We start from the raw sequence: 12,625 nt of genomic DNA, 5'->3' as shown, positions 1-12,625 counted from the left end.
CCGTGAAGACCGACCAGCGCACCGTGCGGCTCCGGCTCACCGAGCCGCTGCGCATCTCCCGCTCGACGATGGCCGCCCGCGACGCCGTCTGGCTCGCCGTCGAACACCGAGGACAGCGCGGCTACGGCGAGGTCGTGGCCAGCGTCTACTACGGCCTGGACGCCGCCACCATCGGCCGGCTGTTCCGCGAGACGGCCCTGGAACTCGCCCGCTTCGACGGGCCCGAGGCGGCGCTCGACGCGCTCCGCGCCGGGGAGCTGCCCGCACCGGGCACCCCGCCCGCCGTCACCGCCGCCGTCGAGTCGGCCCTGCTCGACCTCGCCGGCAAGCGTGCCGACGCGCCCGTGCACCGGCTCCTCGGCGCCCCCGAAGCGCCGCGGGCCGCGACGGCCCGCACCCTCGGCATCGGCACGCGCCGCGCCGCCGGGGAGGAGGCCGGCCGGCTGGCCCGGCACGGCTTCTCCGTCCTCAAGGTCAAGGCCGGCTCGCCCGACCCCGAGGACGACATCGAGCGCGTGCGCGCGGTCCGCGCGGCGGCGCCGTACGCCCGGCTGCTGCTCGACCCCAACGGCGCCTGGACCGCCGAGCAGGCCCGCGCCCTGCTGCCCCGGTACGCGGAGCTCGGCGTCGAGGCCGTCGAGCAGCCCCTCGCGCCCGGCGACCCCGAGGCGCTGGCCCGGCTCGCCGAGCGCTCCCCGCTGCCGGTGATCGCCGACGAGGACGCGGTCTCCTTCGAGGACGCCCGGCGGCTGGCCGGCCGCGTACAGGGCATCAACGTCAAGCTCGCCAAGTGCGGCGGCGTACACGCGGCCCTGCGCATCGCCGAGCTGATATCCGGCAGCGGCACCGATCTGATGCTCGGCTGCCTGACCGCCAGCTCCCTCGGGCTCGCCCCCGCCGTCCACCTCGCCGACCGCGCCCGCTGGGCCGACCTCGACGGCCACCTGCTGCTCGCGCACGACCCCTGGACCGGCATCGGCGGCACCGACGGCACCGTACGCGCGGGGCGCGGCCCCGGCCTGGGCGTGCGGCCCGTCCCCGGCGCCGACCTGCCGCATCCGGCCGCCGGCCCGGCGGACCTCGTCGCGGAGGCGCCCCGATGACGAGAATCTGGCACGAGATGCGCGGCTTCCCGCTCGCCATCCGCCTGCTGCTGGTGAACCAGCTCGGCGTCAACACCGGCTTCTACCTGCTCATCCCGTACCTCGCCGTCCACCTGGGCGAGGACCTGGGCATGTCGGCCGCGGTCGTCGGCATCGTCCTCGGCGTCCGCAACCTCAGCCAGCAGGGCCTGTTCCTCATCGGCGGATCGGCCGCTGACCGGCTCGGCGCCCGTGGCGTCATCATCGCGGGTTGCGCGCTGCGCACCGTGGGCTTCGCGCTCTTCGCGCTCGGCGACGGGCTGGCCGTCCTGCTCGCCGCCTCCGTGCTCAGCGGACTGGCCGGCGCGCTGTTCAACCCGGCCGTGCGCGCCTACCTCGCGCAGGAGGCGGGGGAGCGCAAGGCCGAGGCGTTCGCGCTGTTCAACGTGTTCGCGACCACCGGCGCGCTGGTCGGGCCGCTGCTCGGCTCCGCGCTGCTGCTGGTCGACTTCCGGGCCTCCGCGCTCACCGCCGCCGCGATCTTCGCCGTACTGACCGTCGCGCAGGCCGCCGTGCTGCCCGCCCGCTCCGCCGTCCCCACGAAGAACTCCGTCCTCGGCGACTGGCGCGAGGTCGTCGGCAACCGGGTCTTCCTGGCCTTCGCGCTCGCCATGGTCGGCATGTTCACCATGGAGAACCAGCTCTACCTGCTGCTGCCGGACGGCGCCCGCCGGGCCACCGGCTTCGACGGCGCGGCCGGCCTCGTCTTCCTCGGCGGCACCGTCGCCAACCTCACCCTCCAACTGCGCCTGACCCGCGCCCTGAAGGAGCGCGGCCACCGCGCCCGCTGGATCGCCGCCGGACTCGGCCTGATGGGGCTGGCGTTCGTCCCGCCGATGGCCGTCGCGGGACCGACCGGGCCGCCGGGAAGCGTCGGCGGAGCCGTACTGCGCGCCCTGCCCGTACTGGCCGGAGCGCTGCTGCTCTACCTCGGCGTCATGGTCGCCCAGCCGTTCGTCATGGAGCTGATCCCCGACTTCGGCCGCGCCGAGCTGACCGGCACCTACTTCGGCCTGTTCTACGTCGTCTCCGGCATCGCCGCCGCGGCCGGCAACGCCGTCGTCGGCTGGGCCATGGACACCGGCGGACGCACCGGCGCCGGCTGGCTGCCCTGGGCCTGCTGCCTGGCGTTCGGGCTGCTGTCCGCCGCCGGGGTGGTCTGGCTGCACCGGCTGCGCGGACTGCCGGCCCGTACCCCTGCGGAACCCGTGGCGGTGGCCGCGTGAGGACCCTGGAAGGAACGACCGTGACCAGCGGCACACCGGTGGCCGACGCCCCCTCGGCCCGCAATCTGCTGACCGACAACCCCGAGCTGTACGAGGCCCGGTTCCCCGACGAGGAACGGCTGGCCGGCCGCTGGGCCGAGGACTGCCTGCTCCGCCACGGAGCGGGCCCGCGCGTCCTGGACATGGGCTGCGGCACCGGACGGGACGCCGCCCACCTGTACCGGGTCGGCCGGTCCGTCGTCGGCGCCGACCTCTCCGAAGCGATGCTGGCGTACGCGCGCACGCACCACCCCGGGCCCTCCTACGTACGGGCCGACCTGCGCGCCTTCCGTTTCCCCGCGCGCTCCTTCGACGCCGTGGTCTGCCTGGACAGCGCCCTGCTGTACTGCCACACCAACGACGAGCTCGACGGCTTCCTCGCCTCCTGCCGGCGCAGCCTGGCACCGGGCGGCCTGCTCGTCGCGGAGGCGCGCAACGGCGCGTTCTTCCTCGGCCGCACCGAACTCCTCGACGCACCCACCACCACCGCCGTCACCTGGCGGGGCACCACCTGGTCCGCGACCACCACCCTCACCGTCGACCGCGCCGCGCAACTGCTGCGCCGCACCCGCGTGTGGACCGCGGACGACGGCACCCCGCCGCACGAGCAGCGCTCCGCGTGGCGGCTGCTCTTCCCCCAGGAGCTGCGCCACCGCCTCGCCGCGCACGGCTTCGAGGTGCTGGCCCTGCACGACGGCCCCGGCCCGCGCACCGAGCCCGTCTGGCAGGAGGGCGACGGGCCGGGGCGGCGCCTGGACGGGGACCGGCTGCACCTCGTCGCCCGCCTGACGCACACCGGCTGACCGCACCACCCGTTCTCGTACCTCTCCCGTACCCGAAGGACACCGTCATGCCCCCTGCCCCCCTCGACGACTCCCGCTTCCCCGGCCTGCGGCGCCGCGGGTTCCTCGCCGCCGCCGGCGGCGCGGCCGGGCTCGGCGCGCTCGCGCTGGCGGGCTGCGGCGGCCCCGGTGGAGCCGCGGGCGGCGGCACGCCCCGGCGCGGCGGCACGCTGCGGGCCGTGTTCGCCGGCGGCGGCGCGAGCGAGACCCTCGACCCGCACCGCACCAACCTCTTCGCCGACGCCGCCCGGGCCAAGGCCCTCTTCGACAAGCTCGCCGACTACGGGAACGACCTCTCGGCACAGCCCCGACTGGCCGCCTCCTGGGAGCCGAACGACGGCCTGGACCGCTGGCGCGTGAAGCTGCGCAAGGCCACCTTCCACGACGGCAGACCGGTGACCGCCGACGCCGTCCTCTACAGCTACCGCCGCATCGCCGACCCCAAGGAGGGCTTCCGCGCCAAGGCGTCGTTGGAGCCCATCGACCTCAAGGCGAGCCGCGCGCTCGACAGCCGCACGGTCGAGTTCGTCCTGAAGCGCCCCACGGCCGAATTCCCCAACGTCCTCGCGGCGTTCGGCGCGTACATCGTCCCCGAGGGCGCGCACGACTTCGACCGCAAGCCGGTGGGCAGCGGCCCCTTCCGCTTCGTGTCCTTCCGGCCCGGCCGCTCCACCGTCGTCGAGCGCAACGACGCGTACTGGGACGGGCCCCCGCACCTGGACCGGCTGGAGTTCATCGTCGCCAACGAGGAGTCGGCCCGCGTCAACTCCCTTCTCGGCGGCCAGGTCGAGTACGCCCACGAACTGACCCCGACCACCGCCCGCGCGCACGAGGGCAAGGGGCAGATCGAGATCGTCCGGCTGCGCAACAGCGCCATGCAGGCCTTCGCGATGAAGACCGACCGGGCGCCGTTCGACGACAAGCGGGTCCGCGAGGCGTTCTTCCTGATCGCCGACCGCAAGGAGCTGGTCGCGGGCGCCCTGTCCGGCGCCGGCGAGATCGGCAACGACCTGTTCGGCAAGGGCTACGAGAACTACGCCGACGACCTGCCGCAGCGCGTCCAGGACCCCGACAAGGCCCGCCACCTGCTGAAGAAGGCGGGCGCCGAGAACCTGCGGGTCACCCTGGACACCTCCGACGTCGCCGCCGGCTTCACCGAGGCCGCGGCCATCTTCCGCGACCAGGCCGCCGAGGCCGGGGTGCGCGTGACGGTGCGCACGGGCAGCAAGGACACGTACTGGGCCGACACCCTGGACTCCGGGACGCTCGCCAGCTACCGCTCCGGCGCCATGCCCATCGAGTCCCACTTCTCGCAGCGCCTCCTCACCGACTCCACCACCAACGCCACCCACTGGCACCACAAGGACTTCGACGCCCTCTACCAGCAGGCCCAGTCGACCAAGGACGACACGGCACGGGCCGCCGTCTACGGACGCATGCAGCGCCGCCTGTACGCCGAGGGCGGCTTCCTCGTCTGGGGCTTCGCCGACTGGATCCTCGGCACGGCCCAGAACGTCCGCGGCGTCGCGCACGGAGCGCCCGCCAACACCCTGGACTGGGCCCGCTTCGACAAGGTGTGGCTGGCGTGACGGGCAGCGGTACCGGCGGCGGAGCCGGGCAGGCCGCGCGCGGCGGCGACCTGCGGGCCTGGCTGGTCCGCCGGCTCCTGCTGGGCGCCGGCCAGACCGTGGCCGTCGTCCTGCTGGTCTTCGCCCTCACCGAGGCGCTCCCGGGCGACGCGGCCGTGGCCCTCGCCGGCGACCAGCCCGACCCGGCGCGCATCGCCGCGATCCGCGAGGCGCTGCACCTGGACCGTCCCGCCCACGAACGCCTCGTCGCGTGGGCCGCCGGGCTCCTCCACGGCGACCTCGGCACCTCCCTCACCTCGGGGCGCCCGGTCGCCACGTACCTCGCGAACGGCGTCGGCCCGACCGTGCTGCTCGCCGCCCTCACCGTCACCCTGCTCGTCCCGCTCTCCGTCGGCCTGGGCGTCCTCGCGGCCCGGCACGAGGGCCGGTTCGTCGACCGCCTCGTCAGCTCGGTGACGCTGGCCGTCTACGCCGTACCGGAGTTCGCCCTCGGCGTCCTCCTCGTCACCGTCTTCGCGCTGCGCCTGGGCTGGTTGCCGCCGACCGCCGTGGGGTTCGGCGACGACCTGCTCGCGCACCCCGCCGCGCTGGTCCTGCCGGTTCTGGTGCTGCTGTCCCGGCCGGTCTGCTCGCTGGTCCGGCTGGTCCGCGCCGGCATGATCGACGCGCTGGCGTCACCGTACGCCGCGCAGGCCCGCCGGTACGGCATCGCGGGCGCGCGCGTCCGGTACGCGCACGCCCTGCCCAACGCCCTCGCGCCCGCCGCCCAGCAGCTCGCGCGCACCATCGACTGGCTGCTGTGCGGCGTCATCGTCGTCGAGGCCCTCTTCGTGATCCCCGGCCTCGGCACGGTCCTGATCAACGCCGTCGCGGAGCGCGACGTCCCGGTCATCCAGGGCCTGGCCGTGGTCTTCGGCCTCACCGCCGTCGTCCTGAACCTCGGCGCCGACCTGGTGGCCCGCCGGTTCGCCCCGCGAGCGGGGGTGGCGGCGTGAGATTCCCGGTACGCGCCCGCCCCGGCCGCTTCCTCCTCGGTCTCCTCCTCGTCGCCGGCCCCCTGCTCATCGCCCTCCTCGGCCCGCTGGTCGCGGGCGAACCGGGCCCCCGCGCCGCCTCCTTCACCCTCGGCGGCGGACACGGGGCCGGCGCCGACTTCGTCGGCCGGGACGTCTGGCGGCAGGTGCTGCTCGGCGGCCGTACCGTCGTCCTCACCGCGCTCTCCGCGACGGCACTGGCGTACGCGGTGGCCCTGCCGCTCGGCCTGACCGGCGCGCTGACCCACCGCCGCTGGCTCGAAGACCTGCTGATGCGCCCGCTGGACGTGCTCCTCGCGATCCCGTCCCTGCTGCTGATCCTGCTGGTGGCGGCCGTCTTCTCGCCCGGCACGGTGGGGCTCGCGCTGCTCGTCGCGCTGGTCAACATCCCGGACGCCGCACGCATCGTCCGCGCCACCGCGGCGGAGGCGGCCGCCCGCCCGGCGGTCGAAGCGCTGCGGATGCAGGGCGAGAGCTGGTGGCGGATGGCCGTCGGCTACGTCGGACGGTCGGCCCTGCGCACCCTCGCCGCCGACGCCGGCACCCGGCTGACGGGCGTCCTGTACCTCGTCGCCACCGCCGCCTTCCTGGGCGTCGGGGTGGCCCCGGACGCCGCGGACTGGGCGGTGATGGTCGACCGCAACCGCACGGGCCTGTTCGTCCAGCCCTGGGCCGTCGTCCTGCCCGCCGTGCTGATCGTCGCCCTGACCATGGGCGGCAACCTGCTCCTCGACGCGGCCCTGACGTCCCGCGGCCGCCGCCCCACACCCCTCCGCCCCTTGCCCCGCCCCCGAAAGGAGCACCCCGCGTGAACGGGCCCGAGTTCCTGTACGCCACGGAGGCCCCGGTCGCGGAGATCGAGGACCTGCGCGTGGTGATGCCGGAGGGCGCCCGGGGCGGTGCGGGCGAGGCGCCCGGCGCGCGCGCCCTCGTCGACGGCGTCTCCCTGCGCCTGTACGCCGGGCGGATCACCGCGCTCGTCGGCGCCTCCGGCAGCGGCAAGACGACCACCGCGGCGGCGCTGCTGGGCGAGTACCCGGCGGGCGCCCACGTGACCGGCACCGTCCGCGTACCGGAAGGCCCGGTCGGCTACGTGCCCCAGCACCCGGCGGCCGCCCTCAACCCCGCGCGCCGGGTCGACGCCCTCCTCCGCGACATCGCCCGCGCGCGCGTCCGCGACCTGCCCCGCCGCGACCGCCGCACGGCCGTCACCGAACGCGTCCTGCGCGCTTGCGCGGAGGCCCAGCTCACCGACGCCGAGACCCTGCTGCGCCGCTACCCGCACCAGCTCTCCGGCGGCCAGCAGCAGCGCGTCGTCCTCGCCCAGGCGCTCCTCACCGGGGCCCGGGTGGTGATCGCCGACGAGCCGACCACCGGCCAGGACGCGCTCACCAAGCGCCGCATCGTCGACCAGCTCGCCGCCGTGGCCCGGCAGGGCATCGCCGTACTCCTCCTCAGCCACGACCTGGACGTCGTCCACGCCCTGGCCGACGACCTGCACATCATGTGCGCGGGCCGCATCCTCGAAGCCGGCCCGCCCCGGCACGTCCGGACGGCCCCGCGCCACCCCTGGACCCGCGCCCTCCTCGCCCCCGAGCCCGCGTCGTACGCGCGCGCCGACCCTCCTGAGACCACTGAGCCCACCGACACCGCCGCCGAAAACGCCCCCGCCCCCCTCCTCCGCATCCGCTCCCTCACCGCCCACCACCACCGCACCCCCGTCCTGCGCCTCCCCGACCTCTCCCTGCGCCCCGGCGAGTGCCTGGCCGTGGTCGGCCGGTCGGGCAGCGGCAAGACGACCCTCGGCCGCTGCGTGGCGGGCCTGCACCGCGCCTACGACGGCGAGATCCGGCTCGACGGCGAAACCCTGCCGCGCAGCCTCCGCGCCCGCAGCCGCGCGCAACTGGCCGCCGTCCAGTACGTCTTCCAGGACGCCCGCGACGCCTTCGACGAGCACCGGCCCGTCCTGGACCAGGTGGCCCGCACCGCCGTCCGGTTGCGTGCCGTCCCCACCGCCGACGCCCTGGCCGAGGCGGCGGACACCCTGGCCGCCCTCGGGCTCCCCGTGGCGCTCGTCCGCCGTAACCCCCCGCAGCTCTCCGGCGGTGAACTGCAGCGCGCGGCACTGGCCCGCGCCCTCCTGGCGCACCCCCGCGTCCTCGTCTGCGACGAGATCACCTCGGGTCTGGACACCCTCACCCGCCGGTCCCTGCTCACCCATCTCACCGGCCTGCTTCGGACCCGCCCCGAACTGTCCCTGGTACTGATCACCCACGACCGGGACACCGCGGCCCTCGCCGACCGCACCGCGGTCCTCGACAACGGCCGCCTCGCCGAACACGGCCCCACCGCCCGTCTCCTCGAAGCCCCCGCCCACCCCACGACGGCCGCCCTTCTCCGGCCCCCGGAATCCTGGGTGGCGGAGGCCCCCGCCTGACCGGGAGGCGCTGTTCGGCGGCGCATGACCTGGGGCCCGCACCCCCGTGGTGCGGGCCCCAGGCCGTTGCGGGCGCGGCCGTCCGGCGGGCCGCTACGTGCCCGCGACTTCCTGGTCCTGCGCGTGCTGGTTCGTGCCGCCGGACTTCTCCTGCGTACGGAGCATCTGGGCCAGCGCTTCGAGGCTCTGCGCGGCGGCCGTGCCGCCGCCACAGGTCAACGAGGCGATGAGGTTGCCGAGCAGGCCTGCCCGGTCGGCGACTATGCGGACCTGACCGATCTCGACGACCAGACCCAGCAGGTCCAGCCGCAGTCCCTGCGGGATGTCGAGGACGACGCACTCTCGGGACGGTGTTGTCATGCCGAGTCTTCCCCTCTGAAGGACCAACCTCGCTCCGGTACCCCTCGGGAGGCACCCCATACGCACCCGCACGCCCGCTCCTCAGGCCTCTTCGGCCGCGGACGCCGGGGCGAACGGCGGCGGCGTGGGCCGTGACGGGAGCCCGTCCACGCGGTACGTACGTGGACCGCCGCGCCGGGTACGCGGTACCACCTGCGCCTGCGGCGGGTGGGCCGCACGTCGGTGCGTAGGCCGGCCGCGGGCCTACGGGCCGCGCAGCCGGATGCGGCCGGGCCGATACGTCAGGGGTGGCGTACTCCGTGCCGACCGGGACATTCGGCGTGGTTGTCCAGGCGACTGTGGGTTGCTCGGCCGGGGAGAGCGGGCAGTGCGGCGTGGTGCGCGTACGTCACCCGGGCCCGGGTCCGGTACGGCGAAGGCCCCGGCGCTGTCCGCCGGGGCCTGTCGGGAGGAGCCGCTACTTGCCGGCGCCCACGGGGTCGACCGTGATGGCGGACGAAGGGCCGTCGGAGACGGGGACGTTGATGCTCACGGGCAGGGTGTGCGAGTGGGTCTCGCCGGGCGGGGTGACGATGAGGGACGTGTAGGTCACGCCGCTGCCGCCGGAGTCGTTCATCGGGTGGTGGAGGGTGAAGCGGGTCTCCTCGCCGGGCGCGACGCCGACCTTCGTCGGGCCGATCTTGCTGCGGGTGGCGCTGACGGTGCCGTCCTTGCCCTTCAGGTCCGCGCCGGGGAAGCCCTGCAGGGTGCAGGCGGCGGACCCGGTGTTCTTGAGGTTGATGAGCGTGATGCCCTCGCTCATGCCGTGGGACGTGCTGAAGTCGAGCTGCGAGGTCTTGCACGAGCCGGAGCCCGAGGCGCCGCCTCCGTCGGAGCCGCCGCTGCTGGAACCGGACTGCGCGCCGGTGGAGTTGTCGTCGGCGGGCGCGCTGCTGCCGCCGGAGCTCTGGGCCGAGGAGCTGTCGCTGCTGCCGCTCGCGGAGGTGCTGTCCTCGCCCTGGCAGGCGGTGAGTGAGAGGCCGGCGGCGACGACCACGGCCAGGAGGGACAGCTTCGGGGCACGCATCGTTTCTCCTTGGGGGATGTGTGGGGGGAGCGCTCACCTCACGCGAGTGAGCGTTGTTGATCACTGTGCCCCAGAGGGCGCCGCCGGTGTCGCGCGGGACCGCCCCCTAGTACGTGGCTGTGACAAACGGTTCCGCATGGTGAGACTTCTCCTGCCTCTCTGGGTAACAGCGTGCACATTCGTCCGACATGGGCGCGTGGCATTTTCGGTGGAGACACCGCGAGCCCCCCGCACGCCGCTGTCGACCCGGAAGAAGCTTCGTTATCTGTGAAGGGGCCTCGGATTTCAGGTAATCGGCGACAGTCGCCGTGCTGAAGGTCAGTTTTCGGGTGCCTGCACGATGAATGCAGGGATGTGGCGCGGTCCGGGCGAAGCGATCGGTGGTTTCCTCCCCGGGCACGTGCATTCAGGAGTATCCGACCCTCTTGGTGCTGGCTGATCGGCCGGCGAGGCAAGCGCACGGTACGGCGTGACCCGGTGAGCGACAGGGAGGAAAACCATGGTGGTTCTGCGTGCGGATTCGCGGACGCCTTCGGGCATGACGTTCTTGGATTACGGAGTTTCCACTCTCGCGCGTCTTCTGGACAGTACGGGAATGGATGTCGAACAGGGCACGAAGGTGCTGCGCGGGATGCTCACGCCATGGGGCGAGAAGCAGATAGGTGAGCGACCACATTGGCACTCGGACGTGTGCGCCGACGGTTCGCCGATCGAGTTCTCCGCGGCCTTCTCGCGCGCCTGTCGCCAGATCCGCGTGCTGGTCGAGGCCCTGCCGGCCCGGCCGGGCACCCCGGCCGCACAGGAATCGGCGATCGAGCTCACCCGGGTACTGATCCAGGAGTTCGGCGCGGACGGCGACCGGCTCGCGAAAATAGCGGACCTCTTCCTGCCGCAGGAGAATCCCAGGGGCTTCGCGATGATGCACGCCGTGGTCCTCGCGCCGAACCGGCAGCCCGAGTTCAAGGTCTACCTGAACCCGAACGCCAACGACAGCATGACCGACGTCGAGCGGACCCAGGAGGCAATGGAGCGTATGGGATTCGGGAAAGCGTGGACGGCGGTCGTCGACTACGCGGACCGCGGATTCGACCTCGACCGGATCGTCTATGTCAGCCTCGACCTGACCGACGGCCCCGAATCGCGCGTGAAAGTGTATTTCCGGCACTACGACGCCACCCCGGAAGACCTCGACGCGCGCATGGAAATATCGGCCCAGCACGAAACCGGACTCCTCGCCGAATTCTGCCGCGAGGTGACCGGAAAATCGGGGGCGGTGCGGAGCCAGCCGCTCGTCAGCAATCTGACCTTCGCGACCGCCGGCGGGCACCTCCCCGTCTCCGCGACGCTGTACGTCCCCCTGTGGGTGCACGCCGAGAGCGACCGGACCGTACGGAACCGCATCAGCTCGGTCATGACCGACCTCGGGCTCCCCGACAGCGACTATCGAGCGCTGCTGGACCATGTGGCGCGGCGTCCGCTGCCGGACGGGCGGGGGATCCACACGTACGCATCGGCGCGCGTGCAGCACGGCCGGCCCCGGGTGACCACCTACTGGTCCTCGGAGCTCTACGACCGCTATCCGCCGGCCCGTTACCAGCGGGGGTGACCGCCATGCCGCTGCACGACATCTCGCGTACGCCGTCCCACGGCGCGGCGCAGGAGGCGATGGGTGCGCTCTTCGACGACGCGCGCGTCCGGCCCGCACTGCTCCGCAACCGGTCGCACATACGGTGGGGCGCCTGTCCGCCCGACGTGATCCCGCTGACGGCGGCCGAACCGGACTTCCCCGGGCCCCGGGTGGTCACCGACGCCATGATCTCGGCGCTGGCCGACGGCTACTTCCCCTATGCGTCACCGGAGGGGCTCGACGAACTCCGGGAGACGTTCGCGGAGGTGGCCCGGGACCGCTACGGGATACGCGCACACCCCGACCACGTGGTGCCCGCGCCCGGCACGGCGGCCGCGCTGTGGGGCGTGGTGCATCTCCTGTGCGGCGCGGGCGACGAGTGCATCCTGCCGGACCCCGTGGACCTGCTCTTCGGCCAGGCCGTCGACGCCGCCGGCGCCCGCCGCGTCCACTGCCCCGTGGACAAGAACACGGGACAGCTCGACCCGGACCGGCTCGCCGCTCTGATCACCCCGCGCACCGCACTGATCTGCATGTGCAACCCGCACAACCCCCTCGGCACGGTCTTCCCCGAGGACACGCTCCGCGCGGTGGCGGAAACGGCGGGCCGGCACGGCATCCCGGTCCTGTCCGACGAGGTCTGGAACGAGATCGTGTACCCACCCGGCGTGCACGTCAGCATGGCGAGCCTGGACACGGCGGCCGACCCGCGCATCCACACCGTGACCGGGCTGTCCAAGACCTTCGCGCTCCCCGGCCTCCGGATGGGATTCGTGATCGCCCCGAACGCGGCCGAGGCGGGTGCGCTGCGGCGCATCTTCCGCCGTCTCGGCGCCGCGTACAGCCTGACCCCCTTCACCCAGGCCGGTGCGCTGGCCGCGCTGCGCCACGGCTGGCCCTGGCGGGACGCGTTCCTGGCCCACCTGCGGGAGATGCGGGACTACTGCGTGGCACGGCTGAACGCGATGCCGGGGGTGAGCTGCCGCCGACCGGACGGCACGTTCGTGCTGTTCCCCGAGGTGTCGGCCACCGGCCTGGACAGCCGCGCCATGGGCGCGTTCCTCCTGGCGGAGGCCCGGGTCGCGGTGGTGGCCGGCACGCCGGAATGGTTCGGCCCCGGCGCCGAAGGCAACATCCGCATCAGTTACGCCACGTCCCGGGCGGTGCTGGAAGAGGCGCTGAACCGCGTGGAGCGGGCCGTCGAAGGGCTGTCGCCCCGCACGCGGGCCGTCCCGGCCTGAGCCGCCCGCGGCCCGGGCCTCC

11 protein-coding genes are annotated in these 12,625 nt (G+C 74.0%); 9 read left to right on the top strand and 2 right to left on the bottom strand.

Features of this window, described 5'->3' with window-relative positions; genetic code table 11:
• Positions 1-2 precede the first annotated feature (2 nt).
• From IF20_RS17455 to IF20_RS17425, 7 genes are all read left to right on the top strand, one after another.
• A complete protein-coding gene (locus IF20_RS17455; protein WP_052866116.1) occupies positions 3-1,103 on the top strand; it encodes a dipeptide epimerase in 1,101 nt (366 codons plus the stop codon).
• Positions 1,100-2,368 carry an MFS transporter gene (locus IF20_RS17450; RefSeq protein ID WP_052866115.1) on the top strand — a complete coding sequence of 423 codons (1,269 nt, stop codon included), beginning with the start codon at positions 1,100-1,102 and terminating at the stop codon, positions 2,366-2,368. Before IF20_RS17455 ends, IF20_RS17450 begins: the two co-directional genes overlap by 4 nt.
• A gap of 20 nt (positions 2,369-2,388) precedes the next feature.
• On the top strand, positions 2,389-3,210 hold the full coding sequence (locus IF20_RS17445) for a class I SAM-dependent DNA methyltransferase (protein WP_234426699.1): 822 nt from the start codon (positions 2,389-2,391) through the stop codon (positions 3,208-3,210).
• A gap of 47 nt (positions 3,211-3,257) precedes the next feature.
• Entirely contained in the window at positions 3,258-4,838 is a 1,581-nt protein-coding gene (locus tag IF20_RS17440; protein ID WP_052866114.1) for an ABC transporter substrate-binding protein, read from the top strand.
• 62 nt (positions 4,839-4,900) lie between these two features.
• Positions 4,901-5,833 (top strand): ABC transporter permease, encoded by a 933-nt coding sequence (locus tag IF20_RS17435; protein WP_052866430.1) that lies wholly within the window; start codon positions 4,901-4,903, stop codon positions 5,831-5,833.
• The gene (locus IF20_RS17430; RefSeq protein ID WP_052866113.1) at positions 5,830-6,684 is read left to right on the top strand and encodes an ABC transporter permease; all 855 of its coding nucleotides are present in this window, start codon (positions 5,830-5,832) and stop codon (positions 6,682-6,684) included. The genes IF20_RS17435 and IF20_RS17430 overlap by 4 nt, the downstream gene beginning before the upstream one ends.
• Before the next feature lie 65 nt (positions 6,685-6,749).
• Positions 6,750-8,309, top strand: a complete 1,560-nt coding sequence (locus IF20_RS17425; protein WP_110944316.1) for an ABC transporter ATP-binding protein — start codon at positions 6,750-6,752, stop codon at positions 8,307-8,309.
• 93 nt (positions 8,310-8,402) lie between these two features.
• On the opposite strand, the gene IF20_RS17420 is transcribed toward IF20_RS17425, so the two are convergent.
• Complete coding sequence (locus IF20_RS17420) at positions 8,403-8,669, bottom strand: hypothetical protein (RefSeq protein WP_052866111.1); 267 nt, start codon at positions 8,667-8,669, stop codon at positions 8,403-8,405.
• A 457-nt stretch (positions 8,670-9,126) separates the two neighbouring features.
• The gene (locus IF20_RS17415; protein ID WP_052866110.1) at positions 9,127-9,735 is read right to left on the bottom strand and encodes a DUF4232 domain-containing protein; all 609 of its coding nucleotides are present in this window, start codon (positions 9,733-9,735) and stop codon (positions 9,127-9,129) included.
• Positions 9,736-10,234: 499 nt separating this feature from the next.
• Between IF20_RS17415 and IF20_RS17410 the strand changes: the two genes are divergently transcribed.
• Together IF20_RS17410 and IF20_RS17405 are read left to right on the top strand one after the other, a co-directional pair.
• Positions 10,235-11,341, top strand: coding sequence for a tryptophan dimethylallyltransferase family protein (locus IF20_RS17410; RefSeq protein WP_234426698.1), 1,107 nt, complete (start codon positions 10,235-10,237; stop codon positions 11,339-11,341).
• A gap of 5 nt (positions 11,342-11,346) precedes the next feature.
• Positions 11,347-12,603, top strand: coding sequence for a pyridoxal phosphate-dependent aminotransferase (locus tag IF20_RS17405; protein WP_234426697.1), 1,257 nt, complete (start codon positions 11,347-11,349; stop codon positions 12,601-12,603).
• Positions 12,604-12,625 lie beyond the last annotated feature (22 nt).

It is taken from the genome of Streptomyces niger (assembly GCF_000718305.1).
Classification (GTDB): Bacteria; Actinomycetota; Actinomycetes; order Streptomycetales; family Streptomycetaceae; genus Streptomyces; species Streptomyces niger.
Note: the sequence above shows the minus strand (reverse complement) of the source record. Positions and strands in the feature narration are given on the sequence as shown.

Bases quoted from the DNA above. Each gene is read 5' to 3' on its own strand.
- IF20_RS17450 (WP_052866115.1), top strand. From the start codon at position 1,100: ATGACGAGAATCTGGCACGAGATGCGCGGCTTCCCGCTCGCCATCCGC.
- IF20_RS17440 (WP_052866114.1), top strand. From the start codon at position 3,258: ATGCCCCCTGCCCCCCTCGACGACTCCCGCTTCCCCGGCCTGCGGCGC.
- IF20_RS17425 (WP_110944316.1), top strand. From the start codon at position 6,750: ATGCCGGAGGGCGCCCGGGGCGGTGCGGGCGAGGCGCCCGGCGCGCGC.
- IF20_RS17420 (WP_052866111.1), bottom strand. From the start codon at position 8,669: ATGACAACACCGTCCCGAGAGTGCGTCGTCCTCGACATCCCGCAGGGA.
- IF20_RS17415 (WP_052866110.1), bottom strand. From the start codon at position 9,735: ATGCGTGCCCCGAAGCTGTCCCTCCTGGCCGTGGTCGTCGCCGCCGGC.
- IF20_RS17410 (WP_234426698.1), top strand. From the start codon at position 10,235: ATGGTGGTTCTGCGTGCGGATTCGCGGACGCCTTCGGGCATGACGTTC.
- IF20_RS17405 (WP_234426697.1), top strand. From the start codon at position 11,347: ATGCCGCTGCACGACATCTCGCGTACGCCGTCCCACGGCGCGGCGCAG.